21 protein-coding genes are annotated in these 19,907 nt (G+C 66.7%); 7 read left to right on the top strand and 14 right to left on the bottom strand.

Annotated elements, in window-relative coordinates; all coding sequences use genetic code 11:
- Positions 1-48: 48 nt before the first annotated feature.
- Both AB0D85_RS39765 and AB0D85_RS39760 read right to left on the bottom strand, forming a co-directional pair.
- Positions 49-465, bottom strand: a complete 417-nt coding sequence (locus tag AB0D85_RS39765) for a hypothetical protein (RefSeq protein WP_362331741.1) — start codon at positions 463-465, stop codon at positions 49-51.
- Positions 466-490: 25 nt separating this feature from the next.
- Positions 491-970: a hypothetical protein gene (locus AB0D85_RS39760; RefSeq protein WP_362331738.1), complete on the bottom strand. Its 480-nt coding sequence runs from the start codon at positions 968-970 to the stop codon at positions 491-493.
- A gap of 76 nt (positions 971-1,046) precedes the next feature.
- Between AB0D85_RS39760 and AB0D85_RS39755 the strand changes: the two genes are divergently transcribed.
- A complete protein-coding gene (locus AB0D85_RS39755) occupies positions 1,047-1,313 on the top strand; it encodes a hypothetical protein (protein WP_362331736.1) in 267 nt (88 codons plus the stop codon).
- 431 nt (positions 1,314-1,744) lie between these two features.
- Here AB0D85_RS39755 and AB0D85_RS39750 read toward each other — a convergent pair whose 3' ends face one another.
- From AB0D85_RS39750 to AB0D85_RS39725, 6 genes are all read right to left on the bottom strand, one after another.
- Positions 1,745-2,071 (bottom strand): DUF6087 family protein, encoded by a 327-nt coding sequence (locus AB0D85_RS39750; protein WP_362331733.1) that lies wholly within the window; start codon positions 2,069-2,071, stop codon positions 1,745-1,747.
- Positions 2,072-2,104: 33 nt separating this feature from the next.
- Entirely contained in the window at positions 2,105-3,292 is a 1,188-nt protein-coding gene (tgmC, locus tag AB0D85_RS39745) for an ATP-grasp peptide maturase system methyltransferase (RefSeq protein ID WP_362331730.1), read from the bottom strand.
- The gene (gene tgmB / locus AB0D85_RS39740) at positions 3,282-4,247 is read right to left on the bottom strand and encodes an ATP-grasp ribosomal peptide maturase (protein WP_362331727.1); all 966 of its coding nucleotides are present in this window, start codon (positions 4,245-4,247) and stop codon (positions 3,282-3,284) included. Before tgmB ends, tgmC begins: the two co-directional genes overlap by 11 nt.
- 5 nt (positions 4,248-4,252) lie before the next feature.
- Positions 4,253-4,555, bottom strand: coding sequence for a putative ATP-grasp-modified RiPP (tgmA, locus tag AB0D85_RS39735; RefSeq protein ID WP_362331724.1), 303 nt, complete (start codon positions 4,553-4,555; stop codon positions 4,253-4,255).
- A gap of 117 nt (positions 4,556-4,672) precedes the next feature.
- Positions 4,673-5,005: a hypothetical protein gene (locus tag AB0D85_RS39730; RefSeq protein ID WP_362331721.1), complete on the bottom strand. Its 333-nt coding sequence runs from the start codon at positions 5,003-5,005 to the stop codon at positions 4,673-4,675.
- Positions 5,006-5,028: 23 nt separating this feature from the next.
- Entirely contained in the window at positions 5,029-5,460 is a 432-nt protein-coding gene (locus AB0D85_RS39725) for an ATP-binding protein (protein WP_362331905.1), read from the bottom strand.
- Positions 5,461-5,713: 253 nt separating this feature from the next.
- Here AB0D85_RS39725 and AB0D85_RS39720 point away from each other — a divergent pair, with 253 nt between their 5' ends.
- Together AB0D85_RS39720 and AB0D85_RS39715 are read left to right on the top strand one after the other, a co-directional pair.
- On the top strand, positions 5,714-6,976 hold the full coding sequence (locus AB0D85_RS39720; RefSeq protein WP_362331718.1) for a helix-turn-helix transcriptional regulator: 1,263 nt from the start codon (positions 5,714-5,716) through the stop codon (positions 6,974-6,976).
- Entirely contained in the window at positions 6,961-7,491 is a 531-nt protein-coding gene (locus AB0D85_RS39715) for a GNAT family N-acetyltransferase (RefSeq protein ID WP_362331715.1), read from the top strand. The genes AB0D85_RS39720 and AB0D85_RS39715 overlap by 16 nt, the downstream gene beginning before the upstream one ends.
- A gap of 304 nt (positions 7,492-7,795) precedes the next feature.
- On the opposite strand, the gene AB0D85_RS39710 is transcribed toward AB0D85_RS39715, so the two are convergent.
- From AB0D85_RS39710 to AB0D85_RS39685, 6 genes are all read right to left on the bottom strand, one after another.
- A complete protein-coding gene (locus tag AB0D85_RS39710) occupies positions 7,796-8,131 on the bottom strand; it encodes a hypothetical protein (RefSeq protein ID WP_362331712.1) in 336 nt (111 codons plus the stop codon).
- 265 nt (positions 8,132-8,396) lie between these two features.
- The gene (locus AB0D85_RS39705) at positions 8,397-10,019 is read right to left on the bottom strand and encodes a hypothetical protein (RefSeq protein ID WP_362331709.1); all 1,623 of its coding nucleotides are present in this window, start codon (positions 10,017-10,019) and stop codon (positions 8,397-8,399) included.
- Entirely contained in the window at positions 9,994-10,287 is a 294-nt protein-coding gene (locus tag AB0D85_RS39700; protein ID WP_362331706.1) for a helix-turn-helix transcriptional regulator, read from the bottom strand. Before AB0D85_RS39700 ends, AB0D85_RS39705 begins: the two co-directional genes overlap by 26 nt.
- Before the next feature lie 88 nt (positions 10,288-10,375).
- The gene (locus tag AB0D85_RS39695) at positions 10,376-13,081 is read right to left on the bottom strand and encodes a tetratricopeptide repeat protein (RefSeq protein WP_362331703.1); all 2,706 of its coding nucleotides are present in this window, start codon (positions 13,079-13,081) and stop codon (positions 10,376-10,378) included.
- A 159-nt stretch (positions 13,082-13,240) separates the two neighbouring features.
- Positions 13,241-14,224, bottom strand: coding sequence for a hypothetical protein (locus AB0D85_RS39690; protein ID WP_362331701.1), 984 nt, complete (start codon positions 14,222-14,224; stop codon positions 13,241-13,243).
- A gap of 120 nt (positions 14,225-14,344) precedes the next feature.
- Positions 14,345-14,758 (bottom strand): hypothetical protein, encoded by a 414-nt coding sequence (locus AB0D85_RS39685; protein ID WP_362331699.1) that lies wholly within the window; start codon positions 14,756-14,758, stop codon positions 14,345-14,347.
- Positions 14,759-14,948: 190 nt separating this feature from the next.
- Here AB0D85_RS39685 and AB0D85_RS39680 point away from each other — a divergent pair, with 190 nt between their 5' ends.
- From AB0D85_RS39680 to AB0D85_RS39665, 4 genes are all read left to right on the top strand, one after another.
- Positions 14,949-15,257: a hypothetical protein gene (locus AB0D85_RS39680; protein WP_362331697.1), complete on the top strand. Its 309-nt coding sequence runs from the start codon at positions 14,949-14,951 to the stop codon at positions 15,255-15,257.
- A gap of 510 nt (positions 15,258-15,767) precedes the next feature.
- Positions 15,768-16,034, top strand: coding sequence for a hypothetical protein (locus AB0D85_RS39675; RefSeq protein ID WP_362331694.1), 267 nt, complete (start codon positions 15,768-15,770; stop codon positions 16,032-16,034).
- Positions 16,031-16,477 (top strand): hypothetical protein, encoded by a 447-nt coding sequence (locus tag AB0D85_RS39670; protein ID WP_362331691.1) that lies wholly within the window; start codon positions 16,031-16,033, stop codon positions 16,475-16,477. The genes AB0D85_RS39675 and AB0D85_RS39670 overlap by 4 nt, the downstream gene beginning before the upstream one ends.
- 859 nt (positions 16,478-17,336) lie before the next feature.
- Positions 17,337-19,400, top strand: coding sequence for an N-6 DNA methylase (locus tag AB0D85_RS39665; RefSeq protein WP_362331688.1), 2,064 nt, complete (start codon positions 17,337-17,339; stop codon positions 19,398-19,400).
- The last annotated feature ends 507 nt before the right edge of the window (positions 19,401-19,907 follow it).

Raw genomic sequence — 19,907 nt, 5'->3', positions numbered from 1 at the left:
CGCGTTTAGCGATTTGGGCGGGCAGCAACTATGCGCTGCCCGCCCTTCTCAACAAACATCCAGGGCATATCGGGGCTTCTCAGGCCATCGAAAGAACGTTCCCGACATCGAATAACCTTCTGGATTATCCCCATTGGGGGCATACGCACGCAGCGCGGTTGCAAGCTCATCGAGTGGCTGCACGCTATCGATTGCGGGTAGGAATATTGTGCGGCGACCAAACCGCACAACAACGCTACGGCAGTCGACCGGCTCGTCAACCACGAACAACTCACGCCGTGAAGGATCGGCTTCGGATTCGTAGAGGGTGAGGTCAGGCAGCGTAATTTCGCTGGGATTCTGAAACTGCGCCCGGACGGGATTCAGTGAAGTCTGGAGAGTGTAACGCCACCCGAAAGCAGCAAACGCAACGATATAAGCCGCACGAACCCATGAAATTCTGGCACGATCCGGCGAGAACTTCACCCGCGGCATTATACTCAAGCGGATTTCACGGCCAGACTGTGAAGCCCGCAATCAGCTCCTGGTCGAAGCGCTCAACATCTGCTCGATTGTTGTTCTTCTCTACATTCTCCAGGAAGAACCCGCCTGCACCCCCACCATGCATCTTGCCACGGTTCACAATGCCGCCGACGGAAAACTCGGCATTCATTGGACTGCTGCCCTCACTCGTCAGAAACGACAGAAGTCTGTGCTCCTTCTCAGCGTGGGCATCGAAGTGCGTACCGGAGTTGTTGTTGCACGGCTGACAGGTAAGGGCCAGCGGCCGACCTCCTACTGACTTTGGAGGTGCGTCTTCAAACGTCAGGTAGCGGGACTCGACAGCCCCGATCCGACAAATGGACGTCAGGCACAGCGGGCAGGCATAGAGATCTTCTCCAGGCGGGAGCATGTGCTCTTGACCAAGAAGACGTTGAGCTGCGCGGAAGGTGCGCGCGCCCTCGCGAAACCACTCGTGCCGCAGATTCACGGGAAAAAGTCTGTCCATCCGAACGGGGGGGCGTCAAATCTTTTCGTCACACCTGATAGCTATTTCCATTTTGTCCATGTCCACCTGGAGCACATTGGTGGCGTACGCCACCCTCAACGAGCTGAACGGCCGCCTCGACTCGGACCTCGATCCCGACAAGCTGCGCATCGCCGCCGGCGCACTGGACGACGCTTCGGACCTTGCGGCCACCTACGGCCGCGACTGGCCTGCGGGCACCGCGCCCCGGCTGGTGAAGACCCTCGTGCTGAAGTCCGCGGCGAGATACGCGCGGAACCCGAACGGCTACACGCAAAGCCGAGCCGGGGACGAAACACTCGCCTAAAACGGTGCGGGTTACGTTGGGGCCTGACGGCTGTCGCGGGCTTCGCTGTGCTGGAAGGATGAGGTATCCCGATGGCAATCGTTAGCCGATGTCAGAGGCCGACATCTGACATCCACCGCTGACATCAACGAGGCCGGACGGCGGCACACAGCAGCACCCACGGGCGACCGTCGGACCAGTCGTCGACAGCCCCAGGAACGGGCACGGATCGAACTCCTAAAGCGGGTGTCGCAGGTTCGAATCCTGCCGGGGGCACAGAGAAACACCTGTTCAGAGGCCTTTCCTTCCAGCGGGCGGAAAGGCCTTCGTACTCGCAGCTCGCCGACAGACACATGCCAGGCTCACGCGTGCAGGCAGCAGCCCACGCGCACCACACCGCAGCGCCTTCCACGGCTCCGCGACCGGAGCAGTCTCGGGCTCGGCGGCGCTGATCACCTCTGCGCTGGGCCCCCTCCGTCTGAAGTGGGTGACTGGGGTTTGCGGTGCTTGCCGGTGCCGGAGCCGAGCGGCTTCGGCACCGGCCCGGTCGGCGTCGGCTCATTGATCTCGGGATGCAGGAGGGCCTTGGCCTCCGCCAGGTTGGCGACGAAGCCGTACGGCTCCCACGTGTGTCCGTTCCAGCGCTCGATGGCTCGGGGTGCGTCCGGGTTCAGATGGGATGCCCTGGGGCCATCGCCTGAGACGACAGGTACGGCGCGGAGTCGGCCGATCTTCGCGTCGCGGCGTTCCGCCCAGTCCTTCAGCGGCTCGTCGTCCATCCTGCGTTCCTCGCGTCGGCGGTGGTGGCTGTGTCAGGAGGGTAGCCGCCACTGCGGGCCGCTCGGGTTTCCGAGCCAGACGACCTGTCCGTCGCGGGAGACGGTCACTCCGAACGCGGCGGTGCTCGGTGCGCCGTGCTCCTCCCAGGTGGCGATGGCCGACTCGATCACGTCCCAGAGACGTCGGGGGCCGCCCTGCCGGACCCCCCAGCCGCTGTCGGTAGCGGTGAGTACGGCGAAGGAATCGGTGACGCTGTCCAGTACGAATGTGCTGAGCAGGCTGCCGTCGACCGCCATGGAGAAGAATCGGGCGTCCGGTGCGGCGAGTTGTGCCATGAACGCCGGCCCGGAGTCGGTGAGTGCCTCCGGTCCGTACGCGGCCTTCCGCTTCGTTCCGTCGGCGGGTCCCGGGACCATGCCGAGGCTCTCCGGCGCATCCTGCTGGCGGGCGATCATGAAGCTCGGGTCGTCCTCGCTGAACCAGCCGCTCGCGCTGTCGCCGGCGGCGATGAGTTTGACCAGGCCAAGGGAGCGCATCCAGCCGCGCAAGGTGGTGAAGATCACGCCGCCCGGCCGTACCTGTTCCAGCCAGGAGGGTGGGATGTTGCGGAAGCCGCAGGTGGCGATCAGCCGGTCGTACGGCGCTCCGTCCGGGTGGCCGGCGCGGCCGTCCCCCACCAGCAGGTGAGGGCTGTAGTCGGCACTGGCGAGAGCCTCACGGGCGCGTCGGGCCACGCCCTCGTCCGTTTCGATCGAGGTCACGCTGCCGCTGTCGAGCCGGTGGCACAGCAGGGCCGTCGAGTAGCCGGTGCCCGTGCCGATCTCCAGCACGTTCATGCCGTCGCGCACGTCCAGGTCTTCGAGCATCCGGACGACGAGGCTGGGCAGGGTGGATGACGAGGTCGGGGTCGCGTTGCTGATCGGTTTCGGGTCGGTCCAGTCGATGTCGTGGCCGTCGAACTGGGTCATCCATGTCTCGTCGGTGTAGACGAGCCGGAGCCACTCGTCCTGGTCGACAGTCTCGGGCGTCACGGGCTCCCAAGTGGTGACGCCGGGTGCGTCGCTCTCCCGGTAGAAGCGCGGGACGAACACGTGGCGAGGCACCGCTTCAACGGCGGCTCGCCACTGTGGCGACCGCAGCCGGCCGTCCTCCTCCAGCTGGCGGGCGAGCCGAAGCCGTAGATCGGCAGCGGCCGTCTCGATATCGGGCTCACTGGCCATGGACACCTCCTTCCAGGAGATCGGCGAGTGCGGCGGTCATTGGCAGACCGGTGGGCAGCTCCATCCATGCCCACTGCCCAGAAGGATTGCACTCGATGAAGACCCACTCACCCGAGTCGGTCAGGGCGAAGTCGAACGCCCCGAAGACGAGCCCGAAGTGCTTCAGGTAGGCGTGCATCGACTGCTCCACCGCGGGCGGGGCCGCAAGCGGCGTGTACGTGTGAGTTCTGTAGTCCGTCCGCCAGTCGAGGAGACCGGAGTCGATCCGCACCGCGAAGATCTGCTCACCGATCACCGTGACCCGGATGTCGGCGACCTTGTCCACACGCTTCTGGAAGAGGTGCATGGTGCCGGTCACGGAGTCATCGATCTCGTCGGCACTCACTTCGGTCACCGGGACGGTCTGGGCCTGGCCGTCGACCAGGTAGAGCGGCACCGAGATCGGCTTGAAGATGGCCGGGCCGTACTCCTTGATGAAGGCCCGTGCGTCGTCCGGGACGTTGGTGATGACCGTGGGCGGCACCTTGAAGCCTGCCGCCGCTGCTGCCGCGAGCCCGGCGGGCTTGTACTCGGCGTCGCCGATGCGGTTGGGGTGGTTGACGTAGAGGCAGCCGGGCAGGGAGGTCAGGATGCCGCCGAGCCCGTAGCGGGCCTGGGCCACGGCGAACCGTTCGTCCTGCCTGTCGAGGTGGGGGAAGGCGAACCCGGAGGGGCGCCGGTAGTACATGGAGCGCACGGCGCCCAATTCGGCATGTCGGCTCGGGGTCTGCACGCTTCCCCGCCAGCCGTCAGTGTCGCCGCCGATGGCGGCCGAGCACGACAGCGTGGCCGGGAAGTCACTGGAGTCGAACCGCACGACCGGGACACCCCGGTCGTGCAGCTCGGCAATCACGAAGTCCGCGGTCGGGTCGTCAAGGTTGGTGACGACCAGGACCGGACGCTCGTCGTTCGTCACCACAGTCACTGGTCGGTGTCGTTGCCCGTGTCGCTGTCCGGGGAGTCGCTGTTGCGGTCCCCCTGGCCGGTCGTGCCGGTCTTGGGGTTCGTACCGGAGGACGTGCCGTGGCCGGGGGACATGGTGGGCGCCCCGGAGGCGTCGAAGTACCGGGCGGTCTGCGTCGCCGGGTCCAACTTCACCGTCGCGTAACCAGAATCCTCGACGGGTGGGTACGGGGCGATCCGGCACAGGCCCCATGGAGCGGCGGTCAGGTGTCCCTGCGGCAGCGGGCTGCCCGTGGGAAAGCGATCCATGTGGTTGAACACAATCTTCCTTTCGGTGGTGGAAGTACCTGTGTGATGACTGCCTTGCTTGCCCGCCGGCCACCTGCGGCTTTCATGTGCCCAGCGGGAGCGGTGAGTGCCGGTCGGCGTCATACGGGATCAGACCGGCGCGAGAACTTGCCGTCGAAGGCCCTCAAGCACACGCGTGAGCAGGACTACTTCCGGCTCCCTGGACTCGACGGCGGCTCGGCCCTCGGCGTACCAGTGGCCGAGATGCCTCTGCCATGCGTTGTCCGCTCGAACGACCTCGGCGCGTATGTCCCCGAGCGCCAGGTCGGACTCCATATGCAGCTGGAGGAGATCGGCCGGTGTGATGCGCAGCGGCTCGGCGAACATCGACGAATCGCAATCGTCTGCCATCTGGAGGGGACCGAGTGTGACTTCCACGCAGGCGTCCGGGGCCGGATCGTCCACCAGCTCGTCTGCCCGCATCAGCCGTAACGAAATGCGGGGCCTCAACATGCGACCGGGGCTTCCGTGCCCGGCACTTCCAGCTCGGCCCACACGACCTTGCCCCAGCGCTTACGGTCGTATCCCCATCTCCAGCTGAGGGCTTCGACCAGGAGCAGGCCGCGCCCTCCCTCCGAGTCGTCATCAAGGTTGCCCGGCTCGGGAGTGTCCCGGCAGCTGTCGGCGACATCGATGCGCACCACGCACTCGGCCGGCCGCGTGACCCGGACCCGAACGACACGGCACCGCGTATGACGGACCACGTTGTTGACCAGCTCGGCGACGACCTGGGCACCGTCCCCAGCCAACTCACCTATGCCCCAGGTATTCAGAGCAGCGGAGACGAGCAGACGGGCCCGGCGAGCGGATTCCGGCTCACACGGCATCGTCTCGGTGTACCCGGGCGCGCCGGTCGCAGTAGGTCGGGCTGCGGTCATGGTCACGAGAACATCCCTCCGAGGGTGGGACGCCCGCCCCGCCGACGGGGTGACGACGGAACGGGCTCTTCTCCATGCCGCCGAGAGGAAGGGGGAATCGGAACCTCCCGACGGGCGATGACCAGTCAACGACCCGGAAGGGGAGGGGAACAGGAAAGGTCGCTCCCTCGCCGGTCGCCTCGAACCGGAAGACTTTACGGTCCCGTGATCTGAGGGCTGGTTCGCTCAATGCTGCCGGTCTACCGTCGGTGACATGGCAGCGAACACCATCCTCAAGAGCCGGATGGACGAACTCGGGCTCACGCAGGAGGAATTAGCAGGTCGGATGAACACCGCACTCGCGGACATCATCGGCCGGCCCGGCGACGTCTCCGCCCGGACGGTCCGCAACCTGCTGAACGGAACCTCGCGCCGACCCATCGGACGCACATGCGCCGCTCTGGAGCGGGTGTTCGGCTGTCCGGTCGAGGACTTAGGGTTCAGCGCACCACGCACTATGCACCACCCGCAGGAGGAGGATCCCGTGCGGCGTCGCACCTTCATCGCCTCGGCCACCGGGACCGCAGCCGCAGCCGCAGCCGTCCCCTTGGTGGCCCAACGCCGCGCCGTCGGCATGTCGGACGTGGCACGCGCCGCCGCCGGAATGAACGCACTCGTCGAAGCCGACGACCGCCAAGGCGGCCACTTCGAACTGGAAAGGGCGGCCGCCGCGGGCCGCGACGGCGTCCTGGAGCTGCAACAGCGCAACGCCAGCGAACGCGTCCGCCGCGCCCTGTACGCCTTGGCCGCCGAGTACACCACCATCGCGGCCTGGTCCTGCATCGACGCCCGCAACCTCGACCAGGCCCAGAAGTACCTGAACGAATCAGCGACCTACGCCGGCCTCTCCCAGGACGGCCCCACCGAGATGCGGGTGTGGGTCAACCTCTCCATGCTCGCCTACCAGCGGCACAACTGGCCCGAAGCGCTCGCGGCTGCACAAGCGGCCCAAGCCTCCTACGCAGCTCGCCGGGACCCCTTCTTCGACTCACTGGGCCGAGTTCGCGCCGCCCTCGCCTACGCGGCCCTCGGCGACGGACGGGCCGGCCTGCGGTCCCTGGGATCTGCCCAGGACACCTACACCAAGACGGCGGAGCGCGAACGCCCGCGCTGGACGGCCTTCTACGGCCAGGCCGAACTCGACCACCTCGCCGCCATCGTGCAATTCAACAGCGGACGCCCCGCCCACGCCGAGGCCATGGCCCACCGCGCCCTGGCCAAGATCCCGGCGGCTTTCCGGCGCAACAAGGCCCTCGCCACCGCGCAGCTCGCCCTCGCCCAGCTCCACCAGGGCGACGCCGAGCAGGCCACGGTGACCGCCTCCGATGTCTTCACGATCATGGACGGTGATCCCCTGCCGGGCCGCATGCGCACGCTCATCGGCGACTTCCACCGTGGCCTGTTCGTCCGGGCTCCCTCCACCGCCTACGCACGAGACTGGGCAGACCGCATGCGAACCGAATGGAGCCGAGCGTGACCGACCTGCGTCACTTCCAGCACGGAAGTCTCCCCGAGGGCTTCCGTCAGATGCTCATCGACGTTCATGCCGACGCCTACGCCGACCAGATGGACGACCCCTTCCACCAACGCTTCGCCTGGTTCGCCGACCACTGGTCCAGCATGGACGGCTTCTCCTGTGTCGTCGCCTACGACGGAGAAGAACCGACCGGCTTCGCCTACGGCGCTCCGCTCGCGCCCGGCCGCGAATGGTGGCGCTCCACCGGATACCGGCCGAACAACGGCTACTCCTCCACCTACGCCGTGTCCGAGGTCATGGTCCGCCCCCACTGGCGCAAGCAGGGAATCTCCGAACGACTCCACGAAGCGCTCCTGAAGGAGCGGACGGAAGACCTCGCCGTACTCCTGGTCGACGTAACCCACCCCAAGGTGCAGGCGCTCTACGAGTCGTGGGGGTACGCCAAGACCGGCGAGCAGCAACCGTTCGCAGACTCACCGGTGTATGCCGTCATGGTCAGGCAGCTTCGAGCCTGACTCAGACGTTGGGCGGCCACAACTACTGGCATACGTCCAAGCACACCGCCACCTGGAGGATGGCTGCATGACCACGGCGCCCGCCATCGAACTGCGCACGCTCACCACCCTCCACGACTCGGGTGACGGGCTGTCCTGGTTCGGCCAAGGTGCCGGCGAGGTGGAGACCGTCGAGGGTACGGACTGTTACTTCAGTGCTGGTGGCCATGGGGCAAGGGTAGGACGGGCGGGACATGGCCGACAGAGCCTCTGGTAAGCCAGGAGAGCTGACGAATGAAGGCCGAGCAGTTACCGAAGTAGCAGCTTATTCACCTTCGGAGTTGTCGCCTGGTGAAATCTGGACACCCGAGGCGAGTATCTCATCCCAATAGTCGAGGCGATCTGCTAGAAATCTCTGGCGTGTCTTATCAAAGTGTGGGCTTGCGAGAACAGCCTTACTCTTTCCTTGAATTTTATTCCAGTTGGCGATACTCCAGAGATCGATCTCGGTCGTCGGCGGGAAAGACAGGGCCGTAAGGTCCTTGTCCGTGGAGACTTTCACGCATGGAAAATTGCGCGCACCCTCGTTGGGGCGTAGACGGTCGTAGGTCATCCATTTTACATCGGTGTGGTCGGTGCGCAGTGAATTGCGCCTGTCCATGGCAGAAGTGCTAGATATGCCCTTCCTCCTTCCGTAGACGAGGCAATATACGAACTCGATCGGCCTGAAAGCAGGGATGTTGTAAAGGTCCATGAACTGAAGCAAGTTACCGGGCTTCTTCATATTGCCCCGCCATTGGGCAATATGATCCTCAGCCTGAGTCAGCTTTTCGCTCCGCTGTCCACTCTTTGTGAGTCATTCAAGGGTAGGGCGGTCAGTTCGATAGCCGACAGAGGGCAGCCAAGGCTTCGGGAGTGAGAAGCGGCTACGTCAGAGAAACTGATGCAGACGTGTTGTCGCCGGGCACGATTTTCACAGCAACCGTATCTTCAAGATCGGAGTCACCAGCAATGTCGGTCAGGGATTCTAGTTTTGCCGAGGCGTACGTCCTGTTGAGGAATCCCAGGTCGTAGGAATCCTCGCCCAAGTGAAGGACTAGTTCATTCCTTAGTACGAGGTTTTGGAGGATGTCACCCTGTTGGAGCTGCTGAAGCTCAGGGGTTCCCAGACTCTCCCGCGGGATCGTGAAGGACACGTAATCCCATTGCTCTATGGTCGTCTCGCTCGTTAGGTACCGGTGAACTTCTTTGATTGACTCAAATTCTTCATCGGTCAGGGCCTGAGGAATCGGAAAGTACACGCCACTGATGCGCTGAATGTCGTCGAGGGCACGAAGAAGTTTGAGCGACTCCTCAACGTTTGGGGTTGAGGCGGGGAGATCCATTGGCGGACCGATTTCCTTGCCATTAAGAACCAAGGTTGCGCCACGGCCTTCTCTCGCCTCTGCTAGAAAGCGGACAACTGGCAACAGGATGCTGGGCAAGCTGCGCTCGGGCATGTGGAACGAATAGTTGATTTTGGCGTGATGGATAGACACGTCAAACCGCGCAACGACCTTCGCCGTGCCACCGAGGTCTTCGAGCTTCAGCTCGATTCCCTTCCTGCCTGAAGTCCGTTCTTTGGCTTCAAGCGGGAGGTGAGCTTTGATAACACCTTGATCGTCCCGAATGCGGAGAGCAAACCGTGCATCTGCCAGCGGCGTGTTATCAATCGCACCACCTAGCTTGAGTTCACCGCCTTCGAAACTACCGCCGAAATTGGCGGGTGCATCGATGGAAAAGTTCTTCACGAACTCGCTGGGGACGACACTGGCTGTACCATAGTCAAAACTGTCCTGTAGTGCCTGCGCAGCTTTCTTCCCGTCATCAGTGTCGGGGAAGCGAAAAATACCACCGACCCGAATGGGGCGATCCTTCTCGGCGCCAGGGTATCGACGATGAGTTGTGACGTCTACGGAGCCGTTCGGCTGAACACTGAAGCTGAATTCGTAGTGCGGATCGAGCGAGTTGAGGCGATCCTTAAGCGTGCGCACACGATCTACGAGATCAGTAACACCGCGAGTAAGGGCGGCTTGCTCTTGGTTAATCTCCCGCATCATGCTGACGATCTCGTCGTTACTACCTTCTAGATAATAACGTGGGAGTTCCGGGTGGGAGGCCATCTGGCTATCCAGCCAATCCTTCTCACGCCAGACACACGGGAACGGATACTTGGCAGTCAGATCATTGAACCAAGCGAGTTCGCCATCGGTGTGATTGATGGGTACGACGAGATACCAAACCACGGGGTTATGCTTAGCCGCGTTTTTGAGGGATTCAGAAACTTGACGTCTCCTGCCAGACCTTTCATCGAGACGCCCGGTAAAGCTCTTGAGCTCAAAGATTTCCAGGCCCGTGGGGAGAGGCACCTGGACATCGCGCCCTTTGTCTCCGCCCGCTCCGTCGATGCGCTGGGCTTGCGGATGAAGTCGACTGATGAGGACAGAGACCATGTCTTCGTAGACGTTGGATCCGAGCCGCTCGTCAGTCCAGTCGACTCTGTTCTTCATGCAGCCCTCGGTTCTTGTCGCTATCGGCGCGGTCTGGCGACTTCAGCCCCCGCACCAACTCTGCCGCATCTACACCCAGTGCCTCGGCCAACTTGAGGATGTTGTGCAGGCTCACATTGCGCTGACCGCGCTCGACCTGCCCGATGAACGTCCAGTGCATGCCGCTGTCGTCGGCAAGGCCTTCTTGGCTCTTGCCGAGTTCGTTCCTGCGGGCGCGCACCCGGGCCCCGAAGATCTGGGCGGCGTCTGAGATGGGCTGTTTTGCCATAGCAGGCCCTAGCTCATATGTCCCAAGCCTCAAGATAAGGAAGCGGCCGCCCGGCTGGACCCCGCCTACCCGGCCCTGTAGCCGCTCCTCAGGAGCGGGTGCCCGGATCGGTCGCCCCATGAGGTCGAGCTCCGCGCCCCGCACCAGGGCGCGCGGGCTCGGCCCGCAGGGCGGAGAGCAGGGCAGCGGCCTCCGCCGTGGCGGCTGAGCCAAGCCGACGGTAGAGGGCGACGGCGTCCTCCAGGCCGGTGAGGGCGGCCGCGCGGTCGCCGAGAGCGAGGGCGCAGCGGGCCGCGCCTTCCAGGGCGTGCGCCTCGTCCAGCAGCCTGCGGGTGTCACGGGCGAGCGCCAAGGCCTGCTGATGCAGCGTCAGCGCCGAACGCGGGTCCGCCCTCCGTTCGGTCAGGGCCCCGAGGTCGAGCAGGGCCCTGGTCTCCCCGAGGCGGCTGCCGATCTCGTGGTAGAGCGCCAGCGCCTGCTGGAACAGGGCGACGGCATCGCGGCTGTCCCCCAGCGCGTCGCGGGCCCGGCCCAGGCCGAGCAGCGAGTCGGCCTCTCCATGGCGACTGCCCACCTCCCGGCAGGCGTCCAGGGAGCGTTGATGCAACTCGGCCGCGACAGTGTGGTCGCCGACGGCGTGCCGAACCCGGCCCAGTCCGCGCAGGGTGTTGGCCACGCCCTGCACGCTGTTGAGGTCCTCGTAGATCGTCAGCGCCTCCTGGTAGAACTTCCCTGCGCCGTCCCGGTCGCCCGTCTCGTCCAGGATGTACGCGAGGTCGTGCAGGGCGGCGGCTTCGCCGCGGCGGTCTCCCATGGACCGGTAGAGGGCGAGCACCTGCGAGGTCAGCTCGATGGCAGCGGGGGAGTCGCCCGAGGAGTGCCGGGCCCGGCCGAGGTCGCACAGCGCGCGGGCCTCGCCGAGCCGGTCGCCGAGGGCCCGGAAGGCCATAAGGGCCCGTTCGTGCAGCCAGGCCGCCTCCGGGATGTCCCCGGTCAGCAGCCGGATGCGGCCGAGCTCGTGCAGGTCGTTGGCCTCGCCGTGCCGGTCGTTCAGCTCCTGGTGGATCGCCAGGGCTCTCTCGTACAGCTCCGCGGCGCCGCGGTAGTCGCCGGTCGCGTGCCGGACCCGGCCCAGGTCGCACAGGGCGTCCGCCTCGCCACGGCGGTCGCCGGTGGCCGCCGCCGTCACCGCGGACCCGTGCAGCGCGGCGGCCTGGCTCCAGTGGCCCTCCAGCAGGAGGAAGGCCGCCAGGTCGGCGGAGATCGACACGGTGAACCCGGGGACGTCCGCGAGGGCGGGGTGGCCGAGGAGCGAGAGCAGGTTGCGGTGATCGCCGCGCATCCAGGCCAGCGCCTCGGCCCGGTCGGCGAGTGCGGGCAGAGCGGGTGGGGCCGCCGGCTCCGGGCGGCGGCCGGGGCGGGTACGGCGCGCCAGGTGCTCGTTGGCCCGCGCGGCGGCGTGCTGGTAGTACCCGGCCAGCCTGCGCAGTGGGGCGTCGAGGTCCCTCTCACCGGTCAACTCCCCCGCCTTCGAGCGGGCGTAGAGACCGACGAGGTCGTGGAAGAGGTAGCGCCCGGGGGTGCGCTGGATCAGCAGGTTGTGGTGGAGCAGGGACTCCAGCAGCCGTTCCGCGGTGCGGCGGTCGGCGCCGGCCAGGGCGGCGACGGCGCAGGCGTCGACGTCGTAGCCGGGGAAGCGGCCCAGCAGCCGCAGCAGGTCCTGTTCGTCAGGGGCGAGAGAGGCGAAGGAGGTCGCGAAGACGGCGGTCAGGCTGCGGTCCTCGTCCGTCAGATGGGACAGGCGCTGGTGCTCGTCGCGGAGCCTGGCCACCAGGTCCTCCGGCCGCAGACCGCGATGATGGCGCAGCCGCGCGGCGGCGATACGGATCGCCAGCGGCAGGTGGCCGCAGAGCCGGACGAGTTCGTCGGCCGCCGGATGGCCGGCGGGGACACGACCGGGGCCCGCGCCCTCGCGCAGCAGCGCCACCGCGTCCGCGTCCGGGAGCACGTCGACGGCGAGACTGTGCGCGTCGTCGAGGCCGGTCAGCCGCTTGCGGCTGGTGATCAGGACCAGACAGCCGGGCGTGCCCGGCAGGAGCGGGCGCACCTGCGCGCTGCTGGCCGCGTTGTCGAGGACGATCAGGGTGCGGGTGTCGGCGAGCCGCTCCCGGTACAGGGCGGCACGGGTGCTCAGTTCCTCTGGTATCTGCTGCGGCGCCACGCCCAGCGAACGCAGCAGCCAGTCCAGGGCGTCGGCGGGGGTGACCGGGGCGATCCCGGCCGTGTGCCCGTGGAGGTCTACGAAGAGCTGCCCGTCCGGGAACTGGGCGCGCACCCGGTGCCCTGCGCGGATGGCCAGCGCGGACTTGCCCACGCCGCCCATGCCGTCGATCGCCGAGATCACCACCATGCCGGAGGAACTGCCCGCGGGCGCCGACCGGGCCAGCGCGAGCAGTTGGTCCAGCTCCCGGGCGCGACCGGTGAACAGCCGGGTGTCGTAAGGAAGTTGGCAGGGCGCGCCCGGACGCGGCCGCCCTGCTTCCGCGGCGACGGCCGCGCGGGGCGGGGCGGATACGGTGCGCGCCGCCGCGAGTAACTGTTCGCGGCGGCGCTGATCGAGCGAGAGGGCATCGGCGAGCCGGCTCACCGAGGAGAGCCGCGGCTGCCTTCGCCCCGCTTCCAGCACGCTGATCGAGTGGGCCGACACCCCTGACAGGTCGGCCAGTTCGTCCTGCGTCCAGCCGGCCGCGAGCCGGCATGCGCGCAGAAGCTCCCCGAAGGAACCACCGCCCATTTTCCCCCCTGAAAATGGTCAACCGCCGAAACGGCACAGGCCGGTGGGACCGTTTCCGGGCCGGTGGGCTGCGCCGGTTCAACTGTTGTTCCGGCCGCCGGGGAAAGCAAGGCGGCCCAGCGGTCGTTCAGGGCATGGTCCGGTCAAAATCCGGACCGGTCAAACCGCTGGAAGAGCACCGGAGTTGAGGGCGGCCGTGGCGTTGCGCATGGTACGGGCGATGGCGGCCGGGACGGGAGCCAGTTCCGCGGCATGGCGGGCGGCTGCCTCGGTCTGCAGGGTCCGTTCGACGGAGTACCAGACCGGCAGGACGCCGACCCGGCTTTTGCAGGCCACGTCCGCGCGGGCCACGGCCACTTCGCGCGGGCTCGCCGCCGGGACCGGGCCGGTGCCGCTGGGCGCCGCGCCGACGAGGGTCGCGTCGTGGGCGGGTGCGGTCGGGTCCGGATAGCGGTATCCGGCCTGCCGCATGCAGGCCGACCAGGCGTGGAAGATTGACTGGACCTGAGAGGTGCGCTGGGAGAGCGCGTAACTGTTGTCGGCGATGGCGCGGATCACGTCGGGGAGGTCGACGCGGCCGCCCCGGCTGTCCAGGGCCCGGTGAGCCGAGCCGAAACAGCCGCCCTCGGGAACGGGGCGCCCGTTGCGCCCCCGCGCGGACTTGCCGAGCAGGGCGCCGTACTCCTCGCGGGTCGGGTTCGGGGTGCCGGCGCTGGCGGGCGCGGCCTTGCGCAGCATCCAGCGGTAACCCTGCGCCGCCTGGGCGTTGGTCACCGGTCCGTAGCGGAAGGCGTTGTGGTCGGGGCCTGGGCGCAGCCGCGTGGGCAGGTCGGCGGAGTAACCCAGGCCGCGCATACAGGAGTTGGTCAGTGAGTAGACGGCGGCCTGGAGTTTGGCGGACTGGGCCGGTGTGTACTGGTAGGCGTCCATGGGCAGTTGCCAGGCGGTCGGTGACGCGCCGACCGGCGTCACCGGAACCCGGGCCGGCAGGGGCATGTCGGTGGGGTCGGTTGTGGCATGCCCGGCTGCGGGCCGGGGCCCTGCCGCCGAGGGGCCGTCGCAGGCGGTCGCGGCGCCGGTCAGCAAGGCCGCGAGCAGAAGCAGGCCGACGGCGCGGCCAGGGCGGTTCGACTTCGGGATCACGGGCGGGACCTCTGCTCCCTCATGACGTGCGGGTGGCGGGTGCGTGACCGGCCGGCGAGGCGCCCACCCCCGTGGCGCGCCGCGCCGGCCGGTCCGCGATACCGGGTCAGGACACCGGCGTCAGCTCCAGTCGGGCGTCCAGCTCAGCGAGCCGAGGAGGCCCAGGCCGTTGAGGTTGTTGCTGGAGGTTCCGGCGTACTGGATGTGCAGGTTCCCCTGACCCCAGGGGGCGGAGTACATGTTGGCGTTGCGCCAGTTGTCGTTCTCCGCGCTAGAGACCCCACCGGTGTTGACGGTGGCGCCGTTGCCGAAGGTGAGGCCGGAGGTGTCGTGCCAGGTGGCCCAGAACTCGTCGCAGGACCCTTGGTAGTTGGTGAAGTAGAAGGTCCGCAGGGAGCCGTAGCTGGCGGAGCACGTCTTCGAATAGAGCGCGGAGGGTGACCCGGAGGAGGCCTGTGCCTCACCGGCGAATGCGAGCCCGGAGGCCATCAGACCGGCCGTCGCCGCCACCGCGAGTTTTGTGCGGAACTGCATGGGAGCTGTCCCTTCTGCAGACAGGAAGCGACGGGTTCCCGGATGGTCCCTGCTCTCGCCCCCGCTGATGCACCACATCCTCTGCGCGCCGGACCGCCACCTCCATGACGGCAGGTTGACGTTCGCTTGTCGTTGAGACCGGACCCGCGCGGAGCGGACCGCGGACGGCTGGCGGCTGACCGGCGCCAAGATGTGGACGGGCGGCGCACACGTCAACGACCACGCGATCGTGCTCGCCCGCACCGCCGACACCATGGACCCGCACGCCGGACTCAGCCAGTTCATCGTCGACCTGCGCGGTCCAGGCGTCCGCGTCGAGCCGATCCGCCTGCTCACCGGCGAGCACACCTTCAACCGCGTCCACCTGGGCGGCGTCGCACTGACCGACGGCGCCCTGCTCGGCCGCCCCGGCGACGGCTGGCGGCAGGTCACCGGGTGGCCCTCGAACGCAGCGGCCCGGAACGCTTCCTGTCCACCCTGCCGCTGCTCACCGCACTGAGCGACTCTGACGCGTAAAGGGTCTGCGGTGCTCAACCACTTCCAACCCTGCGGCCAGCCTCGGGTGACTCCCGGCCCCCTGTCCCCACGGACTTTCGCGGCCTCTCATGGGAACGTCATGGGAACGGAAGGCCGAGTAAAGACAGGGAACGATCGGAAGAAGCCGGAAGACTCCACCCTGTTGACCAGCAGAAACAGTGAAGCCAGGGCAAGATCAGGACAGACGGGGTGATCAATAGACTCTCTCCTAAAGCGGGTGTCGCAGGTTCGAATCCTGCCGGGGGCACTGCGCGTTGCCGCTCTGACCTGGGGTTTCTCCCCCAGGGAGGGGTTCTATTCGGCCTCGGATTTCTCGTCCGGGGCCGTTTGCGTGAGCGGATGGGAAGCTGATCTCCCGAATATCACCCACCGGATCAGCATCGGACGATGCATCTCCCACCCTCCTGCACCCCCGCGGCAACCTCTCCGAGAAGAGCGGGTCACACCACACCGCGCGTGGCATACTTAAAGTATGGCAACCCGGAAGATCACCATCACCGTGCCGGAAGAGCTGGTGGAATCGATCAGGGAACGCGTCGACGCGCGCGGCGTGTCCGGCTACATCGCGGCCGCCGCCGCTCATCAGGACGCCATGGACCGACTGCGCGAGTTGGCCGAACGCCTCGAAGAAGAGCACGGCGCCGTAACAGACGACGAGCAGCAAGCAGCGCTGGATCGCATCGCCGCCATCGACGGCTGGCACGACGAGCAGCGATCACATTCGGACGAGGCCGCGTGAGCGGCACCACCCGAGCGAAGCTGCACCGGCCGCGGCAGCGCGTCTTCGTGTTGGACTCCGAGGCTCTGTCCAAGGCGGTTCAGGGCGATCGGGAGATGGCTGCGCTGATCAAGACGGCTCCACGGCTCGACATCCCGATCGTCACCTCGGCGCTCACGACCTTGGAGGCATGGGACCCTCGCGAAACGTCGAGGCAGGCACTGTGGAACTGGACGCTGTCCCGGATCCGCATCGCGCACACGGACGACCAGGTGATCGCCATGGCGCGCGACATGCTGAAGGCGGCCGGCCTGCATGGGCACAAGTACGCCATCGACGCCGTCCTGGCAGCTGTGGCCGGACGGGAAGCCGCGCAGGGAGCCCAGGCAACCGTCTTCACCTCCGACACCGACGACATGAATCAACTCCTCGCGGGACACTCCGTGCGAGTCGAGAAGGTCTGACGAGAAGCCGCCCGCGCCTCACCCCGACCACTCGCCAGCTCCCCGAACAACCCGGGCACTCGTCGGACGACGCAGTGACCGCGTTCGTTCAGCCGGTTCAGGTGACGAAAGCCCCATCACGTCAGCATGAAGCGCCCATGGTCATCCGGCATGGACGAAGCAGGGTCTTGCCTACGCGCCGCTGTCACCAAAAGGCAGTTCACCCGGTGACGAACACTCCGGCAGGCACCATGTGCGCGAGCGAGCGAACAGCTCCATCATAACACCCTGTTCAGAGGTACGCGGCGATCAAATCCTCTGAGACGGCAACAAGACCGCTACCGCAGGGGCCGATGCCCCACGAACGCTCTTAGGTCAAACAACCCCAACGGGACTGCGCACTTCGGGTGCGCAGTTGTTCAGCAGAGTCGCGCGCTTCTAAGGTCAGTCTTCATCAGCCATTGCTCATGGCGCAGTTGAAGGGGGCCGTGCGCTCATGTCGTATCCGCCGACCGGTGACGAATCGCTGCTCGGACGAGCACAGATCGCCACGCTCGCAGGCGTAGGCCGACCGACCGTAACGGCCTGGGAAAGACAGGAGACCGACTTCCCGTCGCCGCGGCGCTCCAACGGGCAGGACTACTTCCGACGGTCGGAAATCATGGACTGGCTGGACCGACGGCCGGTGCCGTCCGGGCGGCTCGTCGCAGGAGAGCCCGTCGGCACCACCTACGGGGACCGTGTCCGGAAGGGAGAAGAAGCCGGGAAGTCCCCAGCCGATGCAGTGAGGCACCATCTCGGCGTCGGGTCGTCGTACCGCATCCCGACCGGAGCTGTCGATGAACCCCACCCCGAGAACCGGCGGATCGTAACCGATCTGATGGGCAGCCCCGTCGACCGGGTACGGGGGGCGGCCAGTGTGCTCGACTATCTGAATCTGCTGCTCTGTCTCCACTATCTCCGCGGCGCCGCCCTGGAGCGCTTCGACACATTGGCCGCCCGCGCCCGCGCCCTCAGCAGTCTCGACGAGGCGGCCCAGTTGCTCCGGGACGTCGGCCGCGCGGCCGACGAGGACCTGCGTGGCCTCGGCGTTCATTCGAGCATGCAGGAGGCATTGGGGCGCCTGGAGCCGCGGACCGCTCGTGACCTTCGCAGTGTCGTGGATGCGATGAGCCGCCTCACCGAGGACGTATTCGGGCTGATCCTCGACGAGTACGAGCAACGAGCCGCGCTGGGCAGCGGCGAGTTCTTCACTCCTCGCCCTGTGGTCCGGCTGATGACGCGGCTGGCCTGCTCGGAGTTCGGTCCTGGGCAACCGGAGTCCGTCTACGATCCCTACGCCCGCGACGGCGGGTTCCTCATCGAGGCCATGGCTGCCTGCGCCTTGGACAAGGACGGTCTGCCGCGCGACGAGACGCTCCGGACGTACGGCGAGACCCGGCGCGCCGACACATGGCGACTGGCGACCATGAACCTCCTTCTTCATGGCGTCTCCCCGGCTCTCGACCTCAAGCGCACAGTCCCCTGGCACGACGGCGCGGGGCGGGCTCCGCTGGAGTCGTTCGACATCGTGCTCACCAACCCACCGTTCAACATGAGCGACCCCGGCCGCGGAGAGCGCCACGAGGGGCAGTGGGCATTCGGGGCTCCGCCTCTCGACAACGACAACTTCGCCTGGGTCCAACACTGCCTGGCCAAGCTTCGCGAGCCGGGCCGAGCCGGGATCATCATGCCCAACAAGGCAGGCAACTCCGGTCACAAGGCCGAGCAGGCCATCCGGCGGAATCTGGTGGAGAACGGAGTCGTCGACTGTGTCATCGCCCTGCCGGCCCAGTTGTTCACCGGCACCGCCGTACCGGTCTCCGTGTGGATACTGCGCCACCCCAACAACCCGTGCGAGAGCACACTGTTCCTCGACGCACGGCACATGGGAGCGAAGAACGGATCGCGTCGAGTCCTCAGCGCCCTGGACGCCGAATCTCTCCTCGACGCCTACCGCGTTCGCAGAAACGCGGGAGGGGCCGCACCTCTCCTCGGAACTACGACCGCGGAGCCACACGTGCCCGCCGCCTTGGTATCCCGGGAAGAACTACGGCGCAGTGACTACTCCCTCAACCCTCTTGACCATGTCAAACACCGGAGCGGCGGAGGGGAGGGCTTCGAGCACGAGCTCGTGTCCGCCTGGGAGCAGCTGAGCAACGCTGAGGAGCACCTACGAGACATACAGGAAGCCACCGCTCAGCTACCGTTCGCCGGAAACCGCGGACCGCTGCCCCGGAGGAACCAGCCGACCTCGATGGCCAACCTCGACTCACTGTGCGAGATCCAGGCCGGACCGTCCTATTCCAAGCTCGGCAAGAAGCAGCGCGGCACCCACGGCCCGGTTCCCGTCGTGTTCCCACGGCATCTGAAGGACCGGCGTATCAGCGACGAAGCGGACGAGCGGGTGACGGAGGAGACGGCCCGTCGGTTGCGGAACTTCGAGCTGCGGCACAAGGACATCGTGTGTATCCGCTCCGGCGCGATCGTCCCGCCGGCGCTGGTGCAGCAGCATCAGGCCGGCTGGCTGATGAGCCCCAACGTCATCCGGCTCCGTGTGCTGGATGAACAGGAGGACCGGGTGCTACCGGAGTACCTGCTCCACTACCTGTGCCTGGAGGAGTCCGTCGCCTGGATGCGGGACCGGGCCGCCGCCACCGCAGCCCCGTCGCTCAGGTCCGAATCTCTCGGGTCGCTGCGGATTCCGCTCCTGGAGTTGGCCGAGCAACAGGAGATCGTGGCCGCGCTGAACGGCCTTGACAAGCTGGACCACGCCCATCGGACCGTCGCTGCGTCGGTGCAGCGCACCCGCATCGCCCTGGCCGCTGCGCTGCTGGGCCCGTCCTCCGAACCCGCCCCTGACACCTTCCCTCGCCGCCGATTCGAGAAAGAAGCGTCGCTGTGAACACCCGGCACCGATCGTCCGCTCCGACGGCCCTTTCCACGTCGGCCTCCGAGCCCGCCAACAGTGCCTGGATTCCCTGGCTCCTGGTGATGGTGCTGTTCTCTGCCCTTGTCGCGGTATGCGTCGGATTCCTCAAGGTCCTCGACGGCACCCCGGCTTCGGGGGCCCTGCTCTCGGCAGGTGGAGCGTTCGGAGGAACCGCGCTGCTCTGTCTGGCGGTGGTGCCGGTAGTCCAACAGCTGCGTCAGCGCGGCTAGCCAGCTCCTTGTAGATCTTGCTGGGATCGCACGCACCAGTGCGCGATCCACCGTAGGCGAGAGGCACCCCGACGCGTGAGCGATGCGTGAGCGGAGAGTCCGGCACGAGGTGTCGCGAGCTGGATCAGGCACGAAGCCGCGTGGCGCTGATCAGGCGAAACAGTGCCCCGCGGCAGTGCCGAGCACCGCCTGGCAAAGATCCAATCCCACTCCTAAAGCGGGTGTCGCAGGTTCGAATCCTGCCGGGGGC

Origin of the sequence: Streptomyces sp. NPDC048277 (assembly GCF_040652235.1) — a bacterium.
GTDB lineage: Bacteria > Actinomycetota > Actinomycetes > Streptomycetales > Streptomycetaceae > Streptomyces.
The sequence above is the reverse complement of the archived record's forward strand: the minus strand, read 5'-3'. Positions and strand labels throughout refer to the sequence as shown.

What these genes read in the sequence shown, in the direction of transcription:
- AB0D85_RS39675 (WP_362331694.1), top strand. Translation starts at nt 15,768, where the DNA reads ATGGCAACCCGGAAGATCACCATCACCGTGCCGGAAGAGCTGGTGGAA.
- AB0D85_RS39695 (WP_362331703.1), bottom strand. Translation starts at nt 13,081, where the DNA reads ATGGGCGGTGGTTCCTTCGGGGAGCTTCTGCGCGCATGCCGGCTCGCG.
- AB0D85_RS39710 (WP_362331712.1), bottom strand. Translation starts at nt 8,131, where the DNA reads ATGGACAGGCGCAATTCACTGCGCACCGACCACACCGATGTAAAATGG.
- tgmC (WP_362331730.1), bottom strand. Translation starts at nt 3,292, where the DNA reads ATGGCCAGTGAGCCCGATATCGAGACGGCCGCTGCCGATCTACGGCTT.
- AB0D85_RS39700 (WP_362331706.1), bottom strand. Translation starts at nt 10,287, where the DNA reads ATGGCAAAACAGCCCATCTCAGACGCCGCCCAGATCTTCGGGGCCCGG.
- AB0D85_RS39755 (WP_362331736.1), top strand. Translation starts at nt 1,047, where the DNA reads ATGTCCACCTGGAGCACATTGGTGGCGTACGCCACCCTCAACGAGCTG.
- AB0D85_RS39665 (WP_362331688.1), top strand. Translation starts at nt 17,337, where the DNA reads ATGGGCAGCCCCGTCGACCGGGTACGGGGGGCGGCCAGTGTGCTCGAC.
- AB0D85_RS39720 (WP_362331718.1), top strand. Translation starts at nt 5,714, where the DNA reads ATGGCAGCGAACACCATCCTCAAGAGCCGGATGGACGAACTCGGGCTC.
- AB0D85_RS39705 (WP_362331709.1), bottom strand. Translation starts at nt 10,019, where the DNA reads ATGAAGAACAGAGTCGACTGGACTGACGAGCGGCTCGGATCCAACGTC.
- AB0D85_RS39750 (WP_362331733.1), bottom strand. Translation starts at nt 2,071, where the DNA reads ATGGACGACGAGCCGCTGAAGGACTGGGCGGAACGCCGCGACGCGAAG.
- AB0D85_RS39680 (WP_362331697.1), top strand. Translation starts at nt 14,949, where the DNA reads ATGTGGACGGGCGGCGCACACGTCAACGACCACGCGATCGTGCTCGCC.
- AB0D85_RS39715 (WP_362331715.1), top strand. Translation starts at nt 6,961, where the DNA reads ATGGAGCCGAGCGTGACCGACCTGCGTCACTTCCAGCACGGAAGTCTC.
- AB0D85_RS39685 (WP_362331699.1), bottom strand. Translation starts at nt 14,758, where the DNA reads ATGCAGTTCCGCACAAAACTCGCGGTGGCGGCGACGGCCGGTCTGATG.
- AB0D85_RS39725 (WP_362331905.1), bottom strand. Translation starts at nt 5,460, where the DNA reads ATGACCGCAGCCCGACCTACTGCGACCGGCGCGCCCGGGTACACCGAG.
- AB0D85_RS39730 (WP_362331721.1), bottom strand. Translation starts at nt 5,005, where the DNA reads ATGCGGGCAGACGAGCTGGTGGACGATCCGGCCCCGGACGCCTGCGTG.